The organism is Thermanaerothrix daxensis, assembly GCF_001306145.1.
Lineage (GTDB): Bacteria > Chloroflexota > Anaerolineae > Anaerolineales > Anaerolineaceae > Thermanaerothrix > Thermanaerothrix daxensis.
On sequence record NZ_LGKO01000002.1, the window covers coordinates 544,006 to 564,668 of the forward strand.

The following is a 20,663-nucleotide window of genomic DNA, read 5'->3' on the forward strand; positions in this document are numbered from 1 at the left end:
CAACCATCCCCCCAGAGGTTTTGTGAGGTTTCCATGGTTGATGCGTTGAACACCACCCTCTCCAGTTATTTTACCAACCTGGTCAGCAACCTGATGAGCCTTGAACGGCAGCCTCTGAGCCGCTTGACACAGCAGCGGGATACACTCACGGTTCAGCGTGGGGTTTATCTGGACCTGCGATCGCACTTAAATGACCTCAAGGAACAGGTTCAGGCACTAATGAGCAGCAGCCCGTTTTTCGCCCTGGAGAGCGGACGAGCCATTACGGTCACCGATCCATCGGTGAGCGGGGCAACGGTGTTGAGCGCCACAGCCAGCAGCACGGCCATGGTGGGGGAGTACCGGGTGCAGGTAAGTCAACTGGCGCGGGCCGAGCAGTGGGTTTCGGCAGAGCAGTCTTCCACCGATCGCCCTTTGGGTAAGCGCGGGGTTTTCTACCTGGGAGGGATGGGAACGGCGGCGGCTTCTTTGCCGGCGAGCAGTCCCGGTGTGAATGCGGTGAGCGTGGGAATGGTAGGAAGTGGACTGCGCGAGTTGGGCACGGGCACTCAGGCCGAGGGGACGGCTTATGTACTGGAGATACGCCAGTCTGAGGCAGGGTATGAATTCCGCCTGCGTGCCGCAGATGGTTTAGCAGTGGCAATTTACGACAAAGCCAGGGCAGATGGCAGCCTGACCAGTGATTGGCAATCCCTCACGCCGGGCGAGACCTATGATACCCATCGGGGATTGGTCATTACGTTTAGTGATACTCCGCAAGCGGGTGCGGTTGCAATTGACTACCAGGCTGCGGGTGTAACGGTTGATGTGGTCGAGAGTGATAGCCTGGCGGATGTGGTGACCAAGATCAACGCGGCCCTCCAACCCGAAGGGCGTGATCTAACAGCTTCCATGGTGGGGGCTCATCTGGTTTTCACCGCGCGCCAAACTGGGGTTGTCCATCGTATGGTGGTGCAGTATGTCGCTGAGGTGGGGGGGGACTGGGGAAGTACACCGCCGCCCGAAGCCGGTGCCTGGGACGCCCAGGATGCCCAATTCACGGTTAACGGGATTCCCTTTACCCGTGCGCACAATACGAACCTGAGGGATGTGATTTACGGGGTTTCTCTAAACCTAGCCGGTGACGCGGTGGGAAAATCTGCAACCCTTAAGGTCGAGGCCGATTACAGCCGGGCACGTAGCGCGGTTGAGGCCTTTGCCAAAAAGTTTAACGAGGTGGTAGAGTACCTTGAAGATAAAACTGCCATTACCAAACAGGGAGATACCTACACCCGGGGAGCACTGGCGAACGATACGGTGTTCGGTGAATTGCGTTATAAATTACTTTCCCTGGTGATGCAGCGCCATGAGAGCCTCAGCGGTTATAAAAGCCTTAGCGAGGTGGGGGTGACCCTGGATAGCAACCTGCGTCTCTCGCTGACGGATCCATCCCGCTTTGAGACGGCCATGCGCCAGAATCCCCAGGCGGTGAGGGAAGTGTTCGATGCCGTCATGGGGGCCGTTTCTGCAGAACTGGACCGCTTCAACGGAAGCAGTGGCTACCTGACCCAAAGCCTGAGCCTGCTGGATCGCCAAATCGGAGATCTTGGCAGTGACATTACCCGCTTTCAAACCTATCTGGCTGATCGGGAGGCCATGCTGAACCAGCAGTATGCTGAAATCCAGGCACAGTTGATTAGTCTGGCGTATGCCCAGCAAACCTGGGCAAGCATTTATGGGAGTGTAAACCGCCTGTTCTAGGGGGGCGAATAGGTAGAGAATGGTCCGCAATAGGGAGGTTGGCGGAACGGAAAGGATGGAACCTATGCAAGGGGAAGCCAAACTTCAAGTCGTGGGACCGGTTACGGCCGAAATTGGGGGCCGTGTCCCGGTGGAGAGCGGGGCTAGCCCGCAGAAGCCGCTTACGGTGGAAGCACACAACGAGGCGCGTTCCGAGGATGTGCCGGCTCGTGGCTCGGGTACCTTTTCTCCGGCCCGGAGTAGCGCCGAAATTGCTCTGCGTTTTCAGGTGGATCCGCAGACGCGCCAGGTGACCGTATTCGTCCTCGATAAAACTCATCGCCACGTGATTCGCACCATTCCTCCGGAGGAGATGGCCCGGTTGCGCGCCGGCGAGATCATTGATCTTTTTGTCTAGGGCAAGGTTGCGGATATAAAAAGTCTCACCTGGCTATCCACCCGGGTAGGTGGGCTTTTTGCGTTTTAGGGCATTCCCGGGGCGGTGGGTAATGGGAGGAAAAGTCGAGATTTACGAGATTTTTATCCCCAGGGGCTTAAGTTCCCGAGGTTTCATCCGAAGATAGAAGCAGAACACGGAACCCAGACCTGAATGCAACCGAGAAGGAGGACGAGGTGTACCAGAGCCATTATTTTACCCAGGAGTATCGCACGCAGGATGTGATGAGTGCCAGTCCGGTTCGTCTGGTCATCATGGCCTATGATGTGGCAATCCGCGCTTGCCAGCAACAGGATTTTGAGCGTGCCACGCGAGCCATCACCCTTCTGCGTGATGCCCTAAATTTTGATTACGCTGAGGTTGCCACAGGCTTGTTCCGTCTTTACCAGTGGTGCCTGGAGTGCCTGCGGGCTGGGGATTATCAATCGGCGCTCAATGTGCTGGTAGAACTGCGCGAGGCTTGGGCCGAGGCTGAGAAGAAGATGAGCGCGGCCCCTGCGCCGGGAGATCCGCTCATGGTGCGTACGATGGTGCCCCAATACGCCAGCGCCTGATCTTTTTTCTTCAATAGCCCATAACCTGTTCCTCTGGCTTGCCGGTGAGAGGCTCGCTTCTCACCGGCTTTATTTTAATTCACGCAATTTTTATCCCTCCTTCATTTAGGGTTTATAGCCATGCGAGGGGGAGAGGATTAAGATGCAATTGTAACTTCCACACGCACATCCTCTGCCGGAGGAGGTTGGTTATGGGATTTTGGAACGTCTTGCGAATAGGTGCCTCAGGGTTAGCGGCACAACGCTTGCGCCTGGATGTCATTGCTCACAATATCGCCAATGCTGAGACCACACGCACCCCAGAGGGTGGCCCCTACAAGCGCAAGGATGTGGTATTCATGCCTGAGGGACAATCTCCGTTTTTACCCCCTTTTCTGGCTGTACGTCAGGGGGCGGGGCGTTTTCAGGGCGCGCTGAAGGGAGTGCAGGTCACCCAAATTTTGACCGACAATACACCCGGCACACGAGTCTACGATCCTACCCACCCGGATGCAGATGCAGAGGGCTATGTCGAGTATCCCAATGTGAATCCGGTGGTCGAGATGACCAATATGCTTTCTGCCAGTCGCTCCTATGAGGCCAATTTGGCGGTGATTGATACGGCAAAGCAGATGGCACTGCGGGCTCTGGATATCGGTAAGTAAGCGAAATAGGGAGGTCGAGAAATGGAAGTGAACCCATCCTCACTTAATCGTGTTCTGGGCACTCAATCTCCCCTTTCTAGCGCCTCAGCGGAACGCAAGCAGGCCACGGAGGGGGTGGGAAAGTCCTTTGCCGAGGTGCTAAATGCGTTGAGCCGATCTGAAAATCAAAGCAATGCTTTGATCCAGCAACTGGCAGCAGGCGAAGATGTGGAAATTCACCAGGTTATGATGGCGGTGGAGGAGACGGACATCAACTTCCGCATCGCCATGGCCATTCGAGATCGCCTGGTGGATGCTTATCGCGAAGTCATGCGCATGTCGGTGTAACCGAGATAAGCGAGGGTCAATACAATGCTGGCTAACCTGGGTCAACAATTGGGGTCATTCTGGCAACACCAATCGCGCTCACGGCGCATCTCGCTGGTGGTGATCAGCCTGGCGGTGATCGTGGTGGTTGTTGTCTTCTTAGTGTGGGCCAGCACGCCCACGTATGCCGTGGCCTATCGCGGGCTGAGCGAAAGTGACGCGGGGGAGATTGTTCAGAAACTGGAGGAAGCCAAAATCCCCTATCGGCTCAAAGATACCGGCACCATCCTGGTGCCGAGTGATAAGGTGTACGAAGTGCGCTTGAAAATGGCGCGCGAGGGCCTTCCAAAGACCAGTCAGGTGGGGTTTGAACTGTTCAGCAACAACACTCTGGGTATGACCGAATTCACCCAGCGGGTCAACTACCAGCGCGCTTTGGAGGGAGAACTGGAGCGCACCATCAGCAACCTGGAGGCGGTGGAGATGGTACGTGTCCATCTGGTGCTCCCCGAGAAATCTCTGCTGGCGCGGGATCAGGTACCTCCCACGGCTTCGGTGGTGATCAAGGAAAAACCGGGCAAATACCTGGATAAGGCACAGGTGCGTGCCATTACGCATCTGGTGGCTAGCAGTGTGGAAGGCCTAACGCCGGAGAACGTGGTGATTGTAGATGCGGAAGGCAACCTGTTGGCCTCGGGCAGTCAGGATGAAACTACAACTGCCGTGCAGGCAGACACCTTCCGTAATGCCGAGCAAGCGGCTGCGGCGGAAATTCAGCGCAGTGTCCAGAATTTGCTTAACTCCGTTCTTGGCCCTAACCGATCTGTGGTCCAGGCGCAGGTGGTGATGGACTGGACGCAGCGTGAATTAACTTCGCAAACGTTCAATCCCACGCCCGCGGCCATTCGCTCTTCCCAAAAAATTACCGAGAGTTACACCGGTGGTGCTGAGGCAATGGGGGGAGTGCCCGGAGCAGCCAGTAATTTACCCACCCCAGTGCCGGTGACTCAGGGGGGAACTCAGACGGTTACTTATCAGCGCACTGAAGAAACTGTCAATTATGAGATCACCCAGGTGCAGACGCATGAGATTCAAGCGCCTGGACAAATCAAGCGTATCTCGCTTTCAGTGCTGGTAGATGGAGTGGACTCGCCCGAGCAACTCCAGGTGTTGCGGAGCGCTATTGCTGCCGCTGCCGGGATTGATGAAACGCGGGGTGACATGCTGGCAGTGGAGTCCATGGCCTTTGATCGCACTTATTATGAAGAACAGGCCAAGGAGATGCAGAAGAGCCAGCAGACAGATCTTTACTTCCGCATTGGTGAAATTGTTCTGGCCGTGTTATTAGTGGTCGGTCTGGCGATTTATTTGCAGCGTGTCTTCAGAAATCTGCGTTTGGCATCCGGTGAAGCCTGGATTACGATCATGAAGCCGGTTTCTGAGGCTGCATTGCCGACGGGGGCTGGGGCAGGGGCTATGGCCGGTGCTGGGGCTCGTCCGAGCCTGAGTGAAAATCTGGCCAGTGTGATGGGAATGTTAGAGCAGAATCAGCAGGCGGCGCTTCAAGCCGGGGCGGCGCCCGAAGGTGTGCCGGGACGCCCCAAGGCGCGTACCTCACAGGAGGATGAACAGTTGCAGAGGGCCCTGGCCCGTCTGGCAGAGGAATCGCCAGCCACAGTGGCTGAGGTAATCCAAATCTGGCTCAACGAGAGTGGGAAGTAGCCATGACGGACGATTTCGCCTCCAAGATCAGCGGACTGGAGAAAGCATCAGTGCTTCTGATGTGTCTGGGCGTGGATGTATCGTCCAAGGTCTTGCAATATCTGAGCGAGAGCGAGATCGAACGTGTTTTGCTGGCGCTGAGTCGTACCACCGTTGTGCCCCCAGAAGTGCGCCATGTGGTGCTGGAAGAGGCTCACGAACTAACCAGCGAGGGGGTGGGGGTTGTGGCAAATGGTATTGATTACAGCCGTCAGTTACTTTCCCGCGCGGTTGGGCCACGACGGGGCGCCGAGATTCTGGAGCGCATTTCAGCGCATCAGCAGCTCTCATCGTTTGAGATGCTTAAGAATGCAGATCCAGCGCAGGTGGCCAATCTACTTCAGGATGAATTGCCCCAGACCATTGCTCTGGTGCTGTCTTACCTGGAAGCCAAGGTTGCGGCAGATATTCTGACCAACTTTCCCAAGGAATTGCAGATTGAGGTGACGTTACGCCTGGCCACCATGGACCGGGTTTCGCCTCAGGTGGTACAAGTCGTCGAACGCGATCTGAAAAACAAACTTTCGGGTGTGTTGAGCGAGGCCGACTTCCGCGCCACGGGTGGGGTCTCGTTCCTGGTCAAGATGCTCAATCAAGTGGATCGTGGCGTGCAGAAGACCATCCTGGAGGCGCTCGAAGCCACTAACCCCAAACTAGTGGAAGAAATTCGCGCCAACATGTTCACCTTTGATGATTTGATCAAGTTGGATGACCGTACCATGCAGCGTGTGTTGCGTGATGTTAATAAATCCGACCTGGCACTGGCGCTCAAGGCGGCTCCAGAGCGCCTCAAAGAAGCGGTCTTCCGCAACCTTTCCGAGCGGGCACGCGAGAACCTCAAGGAGGAGATCGAGATTTTGGGTCCGCAACTGGCCAAAAACGTTTATGCGGCTCAGCGGCGCATTGTAGAAGCGGTGCGTGCGCTGGAAGAAGCCGGTGAGATTGTCATCGCGGGTGGTGGAGCGGAGTATGAGATTATCCAGTAGTCCCGGTCAGCCTCAGATGCGGAATGAGGTTCATCCCTGGCAGCCCCCTGTTTTGATCGCCGAGGAAACCCCGGTTCAGGTGGATAAACTCGCCAAGCAGGTCTTATCCATCTTTACCCCCACAACAGTTCCGGATGCTACCTATCAGCTGCGTACTAACGGTCATCGTTTGCGGGCGAAAGTACAGGCCTGGGCACCTGCTGATCTGTTGGTACCTCCTGAAATCAGTCCCCGCTCGAATGAGATGTCAGATCAAGAGGAGGAGCCCTCTGCTTCTTCTGAGTCGGTTGACATGGTTGTGGATCTGGAAGCCGTCCAAGCGCAGGCTACTGCGCTTCTGGCTGAGGCAGAGGCTCAGGCCGAGGCGCTACTTCGGCAAGCCCGTGAAGAGGCTGAGCAAGTTCGGCAACAGGCTTATCTGACCGGGCGGGCACAGGCTGAGTCTGAATTGCGTGACCTGATTGAGACCGTAAAAACCATTGTCCAGGACATTCAGGCCTGGCGTGAGAGACTATTTTCGCAGAGCGAGTCATTTGTCCTGGAGATGGTAGCTGCCATTGCACGTGCCCTTTTCACGGAGGGATTTGTCCTAGATGCTGAAACCTTACAGCAGACTTATAACCGGGTCTTGGAGCATTCTCAAGCCCTGGGTGACCTGCGAATTTACGTCAACCCAGAGGACGCGCAGTTGCTGGATCCATATTGGAAGGAAGCCCAGGCTGCTCTGCGTGATCAGCAGATCAAACTCATTCCCAGTGATGCCATTCGGCGGGGTGGTTGCTATGTCGAAGGCCGGTACGGATCCGTAGATGGACGGATTGAGGTTCGCTTAGAGCGGTTGTTGAGTAGCCTGCTCTCGGAAACCGGTGGAGAAGGGGGGAGTGTATGAGCGCGGCGACCACCTTACCCAACCCACAACGCTACCTTGAGGCTTTGCGACGCACCAACCCTTTCCAGGTTTCTGGACGCATTGTGCAGGTAGTCGGTCTTACCATTGAGGCGGTAGGCATTGATTGCCAAATTGGGGAAATCTGTGAAATGCGGGCTCAAGGGACTGAGCCGGTTCTGGCGGAGGTGGTGGGTTTTCGGGATGAACGCATCCTGCTTATGCCCCTGGGGACAATGGAGGGGATTCAGCCAGGAAGTGAAGTGTATCCCGTTTCAAAGTCATTCCGTGTTCCAGTGGGCATGGCGCTTTTGGGGCGGGTGCTAGATGGATTGGGACGTCCCATTGATGGCGGACCGGCGCTTACCCTTACGGAGACAATGCCCACCAATCGAGCAGCGCCTAACCCGATGCAGCGTCGCCCCATTACCGAGCCTCTGGTCACGGGTGTGCGTGCCATTGATGGTTTGCTGACCATGGGCAAGGGTCAGCGTATGGGCATTTTTGCGGGGAGCGGTGTCGGCAAGAGCACGTTGCTGGGAACGCTAGCGCGCCGTGCACGAGCGGATGTGAGCGTAATTGCGTTGGTGGGCGAGCGTGGGCGCGAAGTGCGTGAATTTCTGGATCGTGATTTGGGGCCAGAGGGTTTGCAGCGGGCGGTAGTGGTGGTTTCGACTTCTGATCAGCCAGCCCTGGTACGTCTCAAGGCCGCGTTTGTGGCCATGACCATTGCCGAATTTTTCCGTGATCTGGGCCTGGATGTTATTTTCTTGATGGACTCGGTGACGCGTTTTGCCATGGCTCAACGTGAGGTAGGGTTGGCGATTGGCGAACCGCCAACAAGCAAGGGGTACACGCCCTCGGTGTTTGCTCTCTTACCTCGCCTGCTAGAACGAGCAGGGTGCGGCGATCGGGGCACGATCACCGGGTTTTTCACGGTGCTGGTAGAAGGTGATGATTTTAACGAGCCCATTTGTGATGCGGTGCGTGGCATCCTGGATGGGCACATCATTCTCAGCCGTGTTCTGGCGGCGCGCAACCACTATCCCGCCATTGATGTCTTGAACTCGATCAGCAGGCTCATGCCCTCGATCACAACGCCTGAGCACCGAGCCTTTGCGGCCCAAATGCGTAAGCACCTGGCGGTGTATGAAAAAGCGCGTGATTTGATCAACATCGGCGCCTATGTGCAGGGCTCTGACCCGGAAATAGATGCGGCTATCGCCGTGATGCCGATATTGGAACGTTTCCTCCAGCAAGAGGTGGAGGAGTTTACTCCCTTTGAAGCAACCTTGAACCAGATGGCACTCATGGTGCAGGGGGTGAACCATGCCGCCTAAGTTCTCCTTGCAGACCGTTCTGGATGTGCGCCAGAGGCGCGTGGAAGCCCTGGAGATTGAATTGGGGCGCTTGCTTCAGGAACAACGCAAGGGGGAAGAATTGCTGGAGCAATTGCAGGGACTCGAAACCTTCCTCTTCGCTCGCATTGAACGCCAGCAGGTCGGCGAGGTGGATGTGTTTGCCCTGGAACGACTTCATCATGAGTTGATGCGCGTGCAGGATCGTATTGAGCAGGCTCGTGAAGCCTTGGAGATATGGCGGCAACGCGTGGCCGCCAAGCGTCAGGAACTTGTGCAGGCCCGTCAGGATGTGGAGGTTCTAGAAGCGTTGCGTGAAAAAGAACTGGCGCGTTACCGGGAGGAGATGGCTCAGGTCGAGAGTCGCCTATTGGATGATCTTTACATCAGCCGGGCATTCCGTCGGCAAAGGGAGTGGTGATTCATGGATATGAGTTTTCTAAGCGCTGCCTTTGAGAGCACTCTCTATCGTTTGCTCTTCCAGTTGCTGGGTCAAGATGGCATTACCACGGTATCCGAAGCGACAAAACCCGCGAATGAAGGTTCTCAGGATAATGCTTCAACTTCATTTGAGACCTTCATTCAGCAAGCAGCCCAACGCTATGGGGTTGACCCGGCGCTGGTACGCTCAGTAATTCGAGCCGAATCGAATTACAACCCACAGGCTGTTTCACGGGCAGGTGCGATGGGGCTAATGCAACTGATGCCGGGAACAGCACGCAGTCTGGGGGTTGAGGATCCTTTCGACCCGGCCCAAAACATTGAGGGGGGAGTGCGCTTGTTGCGCCGCTTGTTGGATCGCTATGATGGCAATGTGGCGTTGGCACTGGCGGCTTACAACGCCGGACCTGGAGCGGTGGATCGCTATCAGGGTATCCCTCCTTACCGTGAAACTCAGGTCTATGTGAATCGCGTCCTGGATTATTACCGCCAGGAAAGCGGATGGAGGGCTTAGGATGAGTGAAAACCCGATGATTAACGACCCAACGTTCAACATCCTGCGTATGGCGCTGGATGGTCTCTCCCTGCGGCAGCAAATGATTGGACGTAATATTGCCAATGTGGACACGCCCGGCTATCAGGCGCAAAGTGTGGATTTTGAAACCGCGGTAAAGCGGGCCCTGGCGCGCCAGAAAACGGTGAGTCTGCAGCGTACTCAACCCGGGCATCTGTCCGCCCCGGCGGAAAGTTCCTCGTTCACGGTTTTACAACGCCCGGGAGGAAGCACACGCGCTGATCAGAACAATGTAGACATTGATGTTGAGTTGATGGATATGACGGAGACGGCTTTGCGCTTTCAAGCGCTTAGTCAGGCGGCTAGCAAGAAATTGCTGCTGCTTAAAAATCTTGCATCCGGGAGGTAACTATGAACTCTGAGTTGTTCTCGGGGCTCCAAATGAACGCCCCACCGCTAGACCAAGTTCCGCGTACCTCGACTCCGACGAAAGGAAAGGCAATAGGCGCGGAGAATGAGGCGGTGAAGACTGCGCCCTCTTTTCAGTCCGTTCTGGCTGAGCAGCATAACCGAAGTGGGGAAACCCAGGCGCAAGATCAGTCAGGAGAGTCGGTGATTGAAGAGGAAATTTCTGAGCCAGTGACAGCGCAAGCCCCTGGTTCCTCCGAGATTGCTGCAGTGGAAACACTTTCTCCTCTCTCGGTGCTGCTTCCACTTCTTTTCCAGCCAGATCAGACAAACCTGCCTGGGAAACTTCCTGGAGAGGTAGGTGGAGAGGCGGGAGAACATGTGACGCAGGATCTCTCTGTGATCACGCCAGGAGCAGGGATCAACTGGGCAGCGCTCAATCTGCCCGGCACGGGAAAATCTCAACCGCTCCCCACAGAAGCCGGGACGGGAATTGCTGCGAACCTGCCACTAAATACAGGGCCGCTGGGTACCGAGCCTCCCCGCGATTCCGGGGTGTCTGTTCAGGCCCCCCTAAGGTTAAAGGCTTCTCAAGGATTACCTGCTGAGGGGCTACAGTCTGAAGAAACCAGCCAACCCCAGATGACAAAGTCGGCAGATCTTTCTCCAATCCCTCTAGAGATGGGGACGTCCCGATCGGTTTCTTTTGGAGCCCTCGTGGAGCGGGCACTAAGCCTGGCAAGAACTGCCTCAGGCACTGCTCTGAGCCATCCGGTTCATCAAGTCGTGCGGGCTGTGGATTTGATGGTGCGTTTGGATCAATCAAACCTGAACCTGCAACTTTACCCCGAATCGCTGGGACGCATTGAGATTCGCATCGCGCATGGGGCCGAAGGCACCCGTGTGTGGATGGTGGCGGATCATCCCCAGACCGAGCGGTTACTCCAGGCAGGATTGAACGATCTGCGCCAGTCTTTGACCCAATCGGGTATCCAGCTGGCTGATGTGGCCGTGGGACAGCAAAATGCTCAGGAGCATCTCTTTCGCCAATCTCATGGTAGCCCGGTGCGGTTTCATCTGCCACTTGAAACTCTCTTGCCAGGAGATAGCCCCCAAGAGGTGGTGAGCCTGAAAGTTTGGAGGGGCGATTCTTATGTAGTTGATTGCCGGATCTAAGGAGGCTGGTATGACAGCGGTCAATTCGGTGATGAACTATCCCTCATTGGCTTCGAGTGGCGAGGCTCTCAATCGCCTGAGCGGGCTCTCCGCAGATGATTTTGTAACCCTGCTCATGGCTCAATTGCGCAATCAGAACCCTCTAGAGCCGCTTCAAGACAAAGATCTGATGGCGCAATTTGCTCAATTGAATTCTCTCGAAACCCTCAAACAGATCAAGGAGAACATGGAAGCCCTCTTACAAGTCAACCTCTCAAACCTGGCTTCTTCTCTGATTGGAAAGCAGGTGATGACCACACAAGCCGATGGGCAGGTCTTGCAAGGGGTGGTTAAGGGGTATGAGATTCGCGGCAGTGTGTACTACGTGCAGGTAGGGGACGCATGGTGGCCTCTCCGCGAGATTACTCAGGTTTATGAAGGAGGTGAACATGAGTCTCTCAGCCAGGCCAGTCTCTGAATCTCTAAATCATTCAACGACCCCTGCTTCGCGTGCACCGGAAGCGTGCAATGGAGAAGATTTTGCCGTCTGTCTGGCGCAGAACCTGCGCTTTTCGAATCACGCACAAAAACGCCTGCAGAGCCGTCAGATAGATTTGAGCCCCGATGACCTGCTGCGCCTCTCTCAGGCGGTAGAAAAAGCCGCTCAACGTGGAGGTCGTGAATCCTTAGTGCTGGTAGATGATCTGGCTTTCCTGGTCAACGTACGCGAGCGTGTGGTGATTACCGCCATTGATCCCGAACACCGCGGCGAGGGTGTTTTCACCCAGGTGGATAGTGTGGTGTTTGCTGCTCCTTACTCATCCGCACCTCTAAGCACTCTGGAGACAAAGATTTAGTAATCACGGGCTGGCCCTCTCGGAGGAGGCCTGTGAACATCTAACCCATATTTGTGAACATCTAACCCATATTTAGATTAGAAAGGAGAACAACCCATGTTACGTTCAATGTTCACAGCCATTAGTGCCCTCAACGCCAATCAAGCGTTTCTGGATGTGGTTGCAGATAACTTGGCTAACGCGAATACCCCAGGCTTTAAAGCCAGCAAGGTGTTGTTCCAGGACCAGTTTTCTCAGTTATTGAGCCCTGGCTCTGCACCCACCAACGAGTTGGGTGGGATCAATCCTACTCAAATTGGCTTGGGCATCAAAATCGGTTATATCACCCCCATTTTTTCACAAGGAATGCTCCAGGCAACCGGGCGCAATTCCGATTTGGCCTTGCAAGGTGATGGCTTCTTCATCTACCGCAAGGGTGGTGAGCTCTTTTACTCACGAGAAGCCTCCTTGCACATTGACGCTCAGGGTTACCTGGTCAATAGCTCCACGGGTCATCGCATTCAGGGCTGGCAAAACCCGATTGGCAGTCAGGGTCCCATCAACACCAACAACCCAATTGGCGATCTTTCGGTGCCGCTAGACCTTACTCTGGCCAAGGCGACTTCAAGCATGATCATTGGCGGTAACCTGAGTTCAGATCTGAGCATCGGTCAGAGTTATCCGGTGACATTGGGGGTGTACGACTCACTGGGGCAATCTCACAGCCTGACCGTAACATTCACCCGTACCGGGGATAACACTTGGTCGTGGCAGGTGAGTAGCCCGGCGACGGCTCAAGGCAATGGCACCATCACTTTTGACACGAACGGGAATGTGACCAATGCGCAGGTACTCAATAATATCCGTATTCCCGGAACCAACGGCGCAGCGGACGTGGTGATTACAAATCTGGATATGACGCAGGTTACTATGCTGGCTACGGAAAGCAGTATCGCCGTGACCAGTCAGGATGGCCTGGCAGCGGGGAATGTGACCGATGTAAGCATTGAACCGAATTCGGGGCGCATCCACGTTCTATTCTCCAACGGCCTTAAGCAATTGATCGGTCAACTGGCTATTGCCAAATTCACTAACCCCTCGGGCTTAATCCGCGATGGTCAAAACCTGTACCGGGCGGGGTTGAATTCGGGTGAACCGAACATCGGCACTGCAGGGTCAGGAGGCCGTGGGGTCATTGCCTCGGGGTATCTGGAGGCTTCCAATGTGGACATGGCCACCGAATTCACCAATTTGATTATTGCCCAGCGGGGATTTCAGGCTTCGTCTCGCCTCATCTCGGCTTCGGATGAGATCCTTGCCGAACTGGTCAACCTGAAGCGTTAGTGCTCTGCTAAAGGGGTAGCCCGACGTTGTTAAGGTCGGGCTACCCCTACTACTTTTAGGATCGTCGGTGATGAACGTTAGTGGTCCACTCCCGGCTGCTCCACTGCCACGTCCAGATGAGAACGCTGGTCTCATGTTGCGTTTAAACCAGCGTTTCAACGCTGAAGTGCTGCAGGTTTCCGGTGAAACGGTGGTTCTCTCGATCCAGGGGGTGCGTGTGGTGGCACGATTGGTCTCACCAGAGCAAGGCATGGCTCTGATGAATCAGCGTCAGGCCCAATTTGTGGTGCGTGAGATTACCTCTCATGCAGTTTTGATACAACACTTAGGCGCAGAAACCGGCCTGACAGAGGTTGCGAGCCATCAGCCGGATGCCGTGAGTGTCTTACTGGAGGGAGCCGCATTACCTTCTACACCTGCAAATCAGGAGGTTGTGCGATTACTTCTGGCTCGTGGTGTGGTGGTCACCCCGGACTTGCTCCAGACATTGGCCCAATTACGGTCACAGGGCATTTCGGCTCGGCGTTTAGAGCGCATCCTGGACTTGATCGCCCAGGGGGTCCCGCTCTCTCCCTCTGTTCTGAACCTGGTGGGAGAAGAGGCGCCGCCGGGTTTGGTTTTGTGGGAGGCTTTACGTCGGGGATTACGAGAGTGGTTGGCTCAAGATGACCTGGAAGAGACCCTCCGTGCCCAGGGGCAGTATTTGTTAAGTCTGTTAGAGGGGCTGTGGGTGACTGAGAAAGGGGATGAAAAGGCTGCACTATCTGAACGCCTGATGCAATGGGTCAATTGGTTCGGGCGCTCCCTGGAAAGGGCCCTGAGCCTGTTAAATCGGCACGCTCCTCAGGAGGAGTTGGATTCAGCCTTGGAGACCAGTTTGGTGGGTTGGTTGTGGCGATTTCAACGGGCGGCTGGGGAGCACATGCCGGCTGAACTGCGCGACGTAATAAACCGGCTTATGACCCAGATCCGATATGAGCACATGCTTAGTGGACCTTCTCCAGAAGGAGCAGGATGGGGGGAATGGTTATCCTTTTCGTTCCCGGTCACCTTTGCGTCGGGGGAAGGTGGGCAGCCTGAATGGCAGATGGCTCACTTGCGGGTAGCCACGCGTCATACTTCACAGGAGCGGCGGGTGGACCCCGCCTATACTCGTCTGGTGCTGGATGTTGTTTTGACGCCAGGTTACATAGTTCGAGTGGATGTTTCGATTGTACGACAGGTGGTAGGAACGCGCGTTGAGGTTTCTACACCAGATCTGGCTCGGGCGGCTGAGACCGAGTTACCGGGCTTGCGCAGGCAACTGGAAGCGTTGGGCTATGTCCTGCAACGGGCGGAGGTGCGTGTCATCCCCCCGGCTAATTCGGAGGCGCAGGAGCGTTCAATGGTGGCCTGGCACCTGAAAACCGAGGTACCGTTTAACGTGGAGGTGTAGAGCGATGACGCCCTATCGTATTTGGGCAGCAGAGAGGGAGCGGGGAAGAACAGAACGACCCGTAGCAGCGGCGCTGGGATATGACCCGGAGCAGGATGTTGCTCCGCGGGTGCTGGCAATTGGAGAGGGCAAGGTGGCAGAACAAATTCTTGCCCTGGCGCAAGAGTACGAAATTCCAGTGGTGGAAGACAAAGCCTTGGCAGCGGCTCTAGCCACTTTGGATATTGGAGCCATGATCCCAGTTGAGCTCTACGCCGTGGTGGCAGAGATACTGGTTTACGTATATCGTCTGCGGGGGCATCTGCCTGAGGCGCTCAAATCACGGGATTAGCGTTCATCTGGCAGAGGTCGGTTAGCCAAATGATCTCAGACCTCTGCCTCGGATGAAGTAGAGTGGGAAGATGGAGCAGATTTTTCCTCGGGTACATCCAGCTCCATGATCAATCGTCGCAAGGCTTCGATCGTCTCTGGGGAAGGGGATTTGCTTAGTTCGCTGGCCAGTTGCTCTTGCTCACGTATGGCATCCTGTAGTTCCTTACGCAAGATGGGCACTTCGCGGGGTGCCTCAATCCCCAGTTTGACTTTATCTCCCTCAATGCTCAAAATGGTGATCACAATGTTTTCTGCGATCACCACACTTTCGTCAACTTTACGGGTCAAAACAAGCATTGGTTCTCTCAGAAGATAAGAAATCGACTCAGCGCAACAAGTCAAACAGGCTTGTCACCGAGATGGCACGTCGGGTTACCTCCAGGGTGGCCTGGTAGGTAGCTTCCTGATTGCGCAACAAACTGATTGCTTCTGCTATATTAGCATCTTCTTTTTGAGAAAGCAATGCTTTAAGTTCGTTCTGGGCCCGGGTTAAAAAATTCATTTGTGCTCGTACCTCACGTTGCCGTGCACCATTAACCGAACGGGCCGTTTTGATGTTGTCGAGTTGGGTTGAAAGGTTACCGATAGCATTCGTCAGTCGAATTCGATCAAAGGGCTCACTCTGCAAGGCATTCCTGAGTTCAATCAGGGCTTCCATAAACGGTTTCAAAGCCCCCCCATCAATGTTCAGGGTCAGACTGGTATCGGGTGAAGTTTTGACCTGGATTTTCTCCTCATCTCCATTGTAGACGATCGTATTGGCATCCACCAGAATGAAGGGCCGCGTAAGGATGCGATGGCCGCTGAACAGGTAGTTATCTTTGTGGCTGGAGTTGCCCAGATCCACTGCCTCCTGTATCAAGGCATTGACTTCATCTGCGAAAGTGCGGCGCTCTTGATCCCCTTGGGTGTCTGAAATGCCATTGTACCCCAGAGTAAGGGCTCGACTACCTAATGAAATCAATTGGGAGAGAGCCAACTCATTTGCGGAAAGCCAATCATCTGCCGCCTGAGTGATTTCCAGGTAGGTTTGGGTCATGCTTGTTTGAGAGCGGAGCAACATGGATTGCGTGGCTGCACTGGGATTGTCTGAAACAACCTGATATTGCTTACCAGAAGCGATTTGGGTTTGAAGGTCCGCCATTCGTTCGCGGTTGGCGTTTAGATGACGGATAGCATTTTGGGTCATCATCTGATTGGTAATGCGCATTGAGGTATTCCCTCCTCATTAACGACCCGCATAACCCAGGCCGTTGATAATTCGGTCTAGCATTTCATCTGCCACGTTCATCAGCCGGGCTGCAGCCTGAAAGGCGCGCTGAAAGCGCACCAGATTGGCTGCTTCTTCGTCCAAAGAAACCCCTGAGACGGATTCGCGCTGAGTGTTCAGGGATTCGGCAACGGTAGCGTAATCTTTAGCACGTGTCTGAGCCGTTTGGATAGAGAGCCCCAAACTGGCAACTTGGGCGGTGTAGAACTGACCATAAGTGGCACTTCCATTGCTCATGCGCATAGCCGAGTAACCTGCCGCAATCTGCAGGGCGGCGGTATTATCACCGGGGGCGTCAGGCCGACCGGCAACGCCCAGGAACGCCGGATCGGTGATAGTGGGGTTAAGGGCAATGGTGTGTGCATCTTGCCCAACAAACAGAGGACGCCCAGTCTGACTGTCTAACCCGTAAGCATGGGTGTGAATGGCATTGACAAAATTGATGATGTCGCTTGCAAGGGTGTTCAATCCGTCAATAAGTGTCTGTATATCCCCATCCCGTACTGAAAGAATGCCTTGAATCTCACCATCTGCGGCGTTGTAGGGTTGGCCGTCTTCCCAGATAGGGGTTTTAGTACTTGGGTCTAATGTCAGACGGTAGGAGGTGGGCCCAAAGACCAACACATGCCCGCCCACCGAAACAGTCACTTCGCCGTTCTCTCGGCGGTAGGAAATTGCACCACTGAGTTCGGCCAGCCGGTCTAGAATGCGGTCGCGCTCATCCAGGAGATCGTTGGGCTGGTCGCCTACTGAGTAAATACGGGTTATCTCCTGGTTCAATTTTGCAATACGCGAGGCCAGGGCGTTAATTTCATCGACTTTTTGTTGGAGCGCAGTTTCTTGGTCGGCGCGCACGGTTTCCAAGCGATTAATACGGCGATTGAAAGCCTCGGCCAGGTTGCGCGTACGTTCAAGCAAGTCGGCACGCAGAGCCATATTCGTAGGATCACTGCTGAGCAGAAGCCATCCGTTCCAGAAGGCATCCAGTCGGTTCAAAAGACTGTTATCTGAGGTTTCTCCGAGGGCGATTTCGACCTGTTTCAGAAGGTCGCTCCGAGTCTCCCAGGTTTTGGCGCGCGCAATTTCGTTGCGATAGCGTTTATCGAAAAAATCCAGGCTATAGCGGCGAATCATTTCCACTTGTACGCCGCTTCCTACCTGACCGCTTCCTCCACCAAACTTGAAGAGGTTAGGGCTGGTGGGAGTGGCAGCGCTGAGTACGGCCTCTTGTCGGCGGTAACCGGGCGTGTTTGCGTTGGCCACGTTGTGTTCAATGACTTCAATCGCCCGTTGATGACTTAGCAAGGCGCTCAGTGCAATGCTCAGATTTGAAAACAACGTGGACATACAGCACCTCTAAACGGCTCTCTCAACGTCGCCTTTCAAAGGCTCAGAAGCAGCCCGCTGACCCGTTGGGGAATACCCCTCGGGTTGGGTGTAAAGACTGAGGACGAATTCTTGGGTGGCGTTCACCCATTCGATTGCATTAGTGATCAGCAAAGCATTATGCTCGTTGGTTTGACGCACCTGAGTCGCAAGGGAGAGAATTCCCTCACTCAGGCGCTGAAGTCGTTCGGCACGGGGTGAGGGGACATGAGGGAGTATTTGATGCAAAGAGGGTGCGTCACCAATCCCCGTCTGGAGGTACTGGCTCAAACGTTCGGTGTGCATGCGGCGCTGATCCTCGAGCAGGACAATCTGATCGAGCAGGGCTTCTTTGCGTTCAACCAGCGGCATTAGAAGCACAGCGTCGTTGCGGTAAAGCGCATCTCGTTCGGCTTGGGTCAGGCCAAGCAATTCCTGGAGCAGGTTAAACTGACGTACCATAACTTGTTCGAGGGTCTCAAGTGCGGCTTGAAATTGAGGGTTGGTGTCCATGGCTCACTCGCGGCATCAGGAAGGAAGTATGGAGGTTACTTGAGGCGTTTCAACAATTGATTGGCCAGGGCTTCGAGAGGGATTTTATAGGTGCCATCCTCGATTTGCTGACGCAGTTGCTCAATGCGTTCATTGCGAACCGCTGGTGCCTCGTTTAAGGCATTGCGCGCTTTCGCCAGCATGCGCGCCTGTTCTGAGAGCTCTGCACGGTCTCTAGTTGTGGATGGGGGGGTAGCTTCGTTCGAATGTGCGGTATGACCTGCAGCGGAGGTGTTTTGTGCCCTTGAGGATGCCAGCGAGTGGATGGAATTGTTTTCGATCTTCATGCGCCTACTCCTTAATTTGCTCGAGATGCTCTGACCTTACCTTTAGTATCGGTCGGGTGGAGCAAAACTTTAGGCCTTGCGCAGGTGAATTGCCTGACTGATCATTTGATCGGTTTGCTGGAAGGCGCGTACCGACATTTGGAAGTTGCGTTGCAGGGAGATGAGGTGTGCCATTTCTTCAGCCAGGTTGACGTTAGATTGTTCTAGGGCCCGGGACACAATTTGCCCAAAACGTGCATTCCCTGCCGTGCCGTTCTGGGCCGGCCCAGAAGTGGGTGTTTCCAGCCACACGTTGCTGCCGAATTCCTGCAGGGCACTCGGGTTGATAAACCGGCTCAGTCCAATTCGACCGGCCACATTCCAGGCTTGACCCTGTTGAATGCGCACGGTGCCGTCACGGTCAATCTCGATGGCGGTGGCGTCAGTGGGGATTTGCCCTTCCCAGATGAGAGGGTAACCGGCTGCTGTGACCAAACGTCCTTGAGCATCCAGGCTAAACTGTCCATCACGGGTGTAGCCGGTTCGTCCATCCGGTAAACGTACGGCGAAAAAGCCCTCGCCTTGAATGGCCAGATCGAGCACGCGCCCGGTTTGTTTGAGGGCTCCTTGGGCGTTTAGAATCTGGGTTGCGGCGATCCAGGCACCGCTCTTGGTAGCGTTCTCCAGCAATTCCTGGAAGTTGGTACGTGAGCGCTTAAACCCGATGGTATTAATATTGGCCAGATTGTGGCTGGTGAGATCCAAATCGTCCAGGCGTGCCATCATGTCCTGACGAGAGATGTGGAGCACGTGATAGAGAGAGGCCATGGTTTTGTCCTCCGGTAAATTAGATACGTCCCAAGGTGCGGATTACCTGGCCCAGCAGTTCATCTTGCAGTTGGGCCATTTGCTGGGCTGCCTCGTAAGAGCGTGCAATCATGACCATTTGGGCCATAAGTTGCGAGGGATTGACATTCGACATTTCCAGGGCGCCTTGATGGATAAGCCCACGCGAGGCCTGGGGATTATTCGAAGGGGGGACCAGCGCCCGGAAAGTGTTGTATGAATCGCGTTCAAGCTGGTTTTGGGGATCATCGAAGAGGGCTAGGCCAATCTGGGCGATTACCTGCCCATTCGCGCGTAGGGTTCCGTCGGTACTAACCTCAGGAGTGACGTCTTCGGGCAGAACGATTGGCTGACCGTTCTGATCCAGCACCTTAAAGCCATTTACATTGACTAAGTTGCCTTGCGCGTCGAGCAAGAAGCGTCCATCACGGGTGTAGCGTTCGCCCTCAGGGGTCTGAAGGCGAAAGAATCCCTCACCCTGAATGGCGAAATCGAGTTTGTTTCCGGTGGTTTTGAGTGCCCCTGCTGCGAAATTGGTCACCTCAGGATTGAGTTCGACACCTAAGCCCAAATTGCCCACAGCACGGAGGGTGGATGACCGGGTGATGTTGCCAGGCGAGAAAACCACCGGGGTGTGGGTGAATTCATCCAGCGAATTCAGGATCTGCTTAAAGCCCGGGGTATCCAGATTAGCGAGGTTGTGGGCCAGGGTTTCCTGCCGGGCAGCACCCGCCACCATGGCCGAGATAGCAGCATAAAATCCTTTGATCATTGGGCTCCCTCCGCAGGATAAGATGGGCGGCGCTGTGCAATTTGGATCAGGGTGCGCACTTCCTCAAGGGTCATCCCCAGGTGTCGGGCGATCTCAGTTTCGCTTGTGTTGGCTGCTGCCATGGCTAGTACCATCTGATATCGTTCCTGAGGGCCTCCTCCGGCATTTAGAGCAGGAGCGGTGCGCGTGGCAACAGACAAAAGTGTTTGAAAATCCTGCCCAGCCAGGGCTCCGGTGGGTTGGGCAGAGCCGGGTTCACGGCTCTGGATGACCAGATTGCGCAGCTCGTTGACCACCGGAGAGAGACGTTCGGCCCGCTCTGCATGCCCTTGAGCCAGTGCAGTTTCTCGCGCCAGTTGAAGCAGGTGGTAGGTATCCAGAAGGAGGTTTTCGCTGATTTTCATACCTTCTCCTCC

General features: G+C 55.1%; 26 protein-coding genes. 18 read left to right on the plus strand and 8 right to left on the minus strand.

From position 1 onward, the window contains the following. Window positions 1-33 precede the first annotated feature (33 nt). From fliD to SE15_RS02775, 18 genes are all read left to right on the plus strand, one after another. Complete coding sequence (gene fliD, locus SE15_RS02690; protein WP_054520556.1) at window positions 34-1,740, plus strand: flagellar filament capping protein FliD; 1,707 nt, start codon at window positions 34-36, stop codon at window positions 1,738-1,740. Window positions 1,741-1,804: 64 nt separating this feature from the next. Further along, window positions 1,805-2,137, plus strand: coding sequence for a flagellar protein FlaG (locus SE15_RS02695; RefSeq protein ID WP_054520557.1), 333 nt, complete (start codon window positions 1,805-1,807; stop codon window positions 2,135-2,137). Window positions 2,138-2,352: 215 nt separating this feature from the next. Beyond that, window positions 2,353-2,730: a flagellar export chaperone FliS gene (locus SE15_RS02700; RefSeq protein ID WP_054520558.1), complete on the plus strand. Its 378-nt coding sequence runs from the start codon at window positions 2,353-2,355 to the stop codon at window positions 2,728-2,730. Window positions 2,731-2,921: 191 nt separating this feature from the next. After that, the gene (flgC, locus tag SE15_RS02705) at window positions 2,922-3,374 is read left to right on the plus strand and encodes a flagellar basal body rod protein FlgC (protein ID WP_054520559.1); all 453 of its coding nucleotides are present in this window, start codon (window positions 2,922-2,924) and stop codon (window positions 3,372-3,374) included. 21 nt (window positions 3,375-3,395) lie between these two features. Then, a complete protein-coding gene (gene fliE / locus SE15_RS02710; protein WP_054520560.1) occupies window positions 3,396-3,701 on the plus strand; it encodes a flagellar hook-basal body complex protein FliE in 306 nt (101 codons plus the stop codon). Window positions 3,702-3,725: 24 nt separating this feature from the next. After that, a complete protein-coding gene (fliF, locus tag SE15_RS02715; protein WP_054520561.1) occupies window positions 3,726-5,402 on the plus strand; it encodes a flagellar basal-body MS-ring/collar protein FliF in 1,677 nt (558 codons plus the stop codon). 2 nt (window positions 5,403-5,404) lie between these two features. Further along, entirely contained in the window at window positions 5,405-6,427 is a 1,023-nt protein-coding gene (fliG, locus tag SE15_RS02720; RefSeq protein WP_054520562.1) for a flagellar motor switch protein FliG, read from the plus strand. Then, window positions 6,411-7,316, plus strand: coding sequence for a FliH/SctL family protein (locus tag SE15_RS02725; RefSeq protein ID WP_083461651.1), 906 nt, complete (start codon window positions 6,411-6,413; stop codon window positions 7,314-7,316). Before fliG ends, SE15_RS02725 begins: the two co-directional genes overlap by 17 nt. Further along, a complete protein-coding gene (fliI, locus tag SE15_RS02730) occupies window positions 7,313-8,653 on the plus strand; it encodes a flagellar protein export ATPase FliI (protein ID WP_054520564.1) in 1,341 nt (446 codons plus the stop codon). The genes SE15_RS02725 and fliI overlap by 4 nt, the downstream gene beginning before the upstream one ends. After that, window positions 8,643-9,092 (plus strand): flagellar export protein FliJ, encoded by a 450-nt coding sequence (fliJ, locus tag SE15_RS02735; protein ID WP_054520565.1) that lies wholly within the window; start codon window positions 8,643-8,645, stop codon window positions 9,090-9,092. Before fliI ends, fliJ begins: the two co-directional genes overlap by 11 nt. Window positions 9,093-9,095: 3 nt before the next feature. After that, the gene (locus SE15_RS02740) at window positions 9,096-9,626 is read left to right on the plus strand and encodes a lytic transglycosylase domain-containing protein (RefSeq protein ID WP_083461652.1); all 531 of its coding nucleotides are present in this window, start codon (window positions 9,096-9,098) and stop codon (window positions 9,624-9,626) included. A 1-nt stretch (window position 9,627) separates the two neighbouring features. After that, entirely contained in the window at window positions 9,628-10,035 is a 408-nt protein-coding gene (flgB, locus tag SE15_RS02745; protein ID WP_054520566.1) for a flagellar basal body rod protein FlgB, read from the plus strand. Window positions 10,036-10,037: 2 nt separating this feature from the next. Beyond that, entirely contained in the window at window positions 10,038-11,210 is a 1,173-nt protein-coding gene (locus tag SE15_RS02750) for a flagellar hook-length control protein FliK (RefSeq protein WP_054520567.1), read from the plus strand. Window positions 11,211-11,220: 10 nt separating this feature from the next. Beyond that, complete coding sequence (locus SE15_RS02755) at window positions 11,221-11,667, plus strand: flagellar hook capping FlgD N-terminal domain-containing protein (RefSeq protein WP_054520568.1); 447 nt, start codon at window positions 11,221-11,223, stop codon at window positions 11,665-11,667. Further along, entirely contained in the window at window positions 11,639-12,046 is a 408-nt protein-coding gene (locus tag SE15_RS02760) for a TIGR02530 family flagellar biosynthesis protein (protein ID WP_054520569.1), read from the plus strand. The genes SE15_RS02755 and SE15_RS02760 overlap by 29 nt, the downstream gene beginning before the upstream one ends. A 96-nt stretch (window positions 12,047-12,142) precedes the next feature. Further along, window positions 12,143-13,369: a flagellar hook protein FlgE gene (locus SE15_RS02765; RefSeq protein WP_054520570.1), complete on the plus strand. Its 1,227-nt coding sequence runs from the start codon at window positions 12,143-12,145 to the stop codon at window positions 13,367-13,369. A 70-nt stretch (window positions 13,370-13,439) separates the two neighbouring features. Continuing rightward, window positions 13,440-14,804 (plus strand): hypothetical protein, encoded by a 1,365-nt coding sequence (locus tag SE15_RS02770; RefSeq protein ID WP_152965507.1) that lies wholly within the window; start codon window positions 13,440-13,442, stop codon window positions 14,802-14,804. Between the two features lie 4 nt (window positions 14,805-14,808). Continuing rightward, window positions 14,809-15,135: an EscU/YscU/HrcU family type III secretion system export apparatus switch protein gene (locus tag SE15_RS02775; RefSeq protein ID WP_054520572.1), complete on the plus strand. Its 327-nt coding sequence runs from the start codon at window positions 14,809-14,811 to the stop codon at window positions 15,133-15,135. A 35-nt stretch (window positions 15,136-15,170) separates the two neighbouring features. Here SE15_RS02775 and csrA read toward each other — a convergent pair whose 3' ends face one another. From csrA to SE15_RS02815, 8 genes are all read right to left on the minus strand, one after another. Continuing rightward, window positions 15,171-15,473 (minus strand): carbon storage regulator CsrA, encoded by a 303-nt coding sequence (gene csrA, locus SE15_RS02780; protein WP_083461653.1) that lies wholly within the window; start codon window positions 15,471-15,473, stop codon window positions 15,171-15,173. A 28-nt stretch (window positions 15,474-15,501) separates the two neighbouring features. Then, a complete protein-coding gene (locus tag SE15_RS02785) occupies window positions 15,502-16,386 on the minus strand; it encodes a flagellin N-terminal helical domain-containing protein (protein ID WP_054520573.1) in 885 nt (294 codons plus the stop codon). A gap of 18 nt (window positions 16,387-16,404) precedes the next feature. Then, the gene (flgK, locus tag SE15_RS02790) at window positions 16,405-17,793 is read right to left on the minus strand and encodes a flagellar hook-associated protein FlgK (protein ID WP_054520574.1); all 1,389 of its coding nucleotides are present in this window, start codon (window positions 17,791-17,793) and stop codon (window positions 16,405-16,407) included. A gap of 9 nt (window positions 17,794-17,802) precedes the next feature. Next, window positions 17,803-18,324 carry a flagellar protein FlgN gene (locus SE15_RS02795; RefSeq protein ID WP_054520575.1) on the minus strand — a complete coding sequence of 174 codons (522 nt, stop codon included), beginning with the start codon at window positions 18,322-18,324 and terminating at the stop codon, window positions 17,803-17,805. Between the two features lie 35 nt (window positions 18,325-18,359). Further along, window positions 18,360-18,650, minus strand: a complete 291-nt coding sequence (flgM, locus tag SE15_RS02800) for a flagellar biosynthesis anti-sigma factor FlgM (protein WP_054520576.1) — start codon at window positions 18,648-18,650, stop codon at window positions 18,360-18,362. Between the two features lie 69 nt (window positions 18,651-18,719). Further along, window positions 18,720-19,457, minus strand: coding sequence for a flagellar hook-basal body protein (locus SE15_RS02805; protein WP_054520577.1), 738 nt, complete (start codon window positions 19,455-19,457; stop codon window positions 18,720-18,722). 19 nt (window positions 19,458-19,476) lie between these two features. Then, window positions 19,477-20,247: a flagellar basal-body rod protein FlgF gene (gene flgF, locus SE15_RS02810; RefSeq protein ID WP_054520578.1), complete on the minus strand. Its 771-nt coding sequence runs from the start codon at window positions 20,245-20,247 to the stop codon at window positions 19,477-19,479. After that, entirely contained in the window at window positions 20,244-20,651 is a 408-nt protein-coding gene (locus tag SE15_RS02815; RefSeq protein WP_054520579.1) for a hypothetical protein, read from the minus strand. The genes flgF and SE15_RS02815 overlap by 4 nt, the downstream gene beginning before the upstream one ends. Window positions 20,652-20,663: the final 12 nt, after the last annotated feature.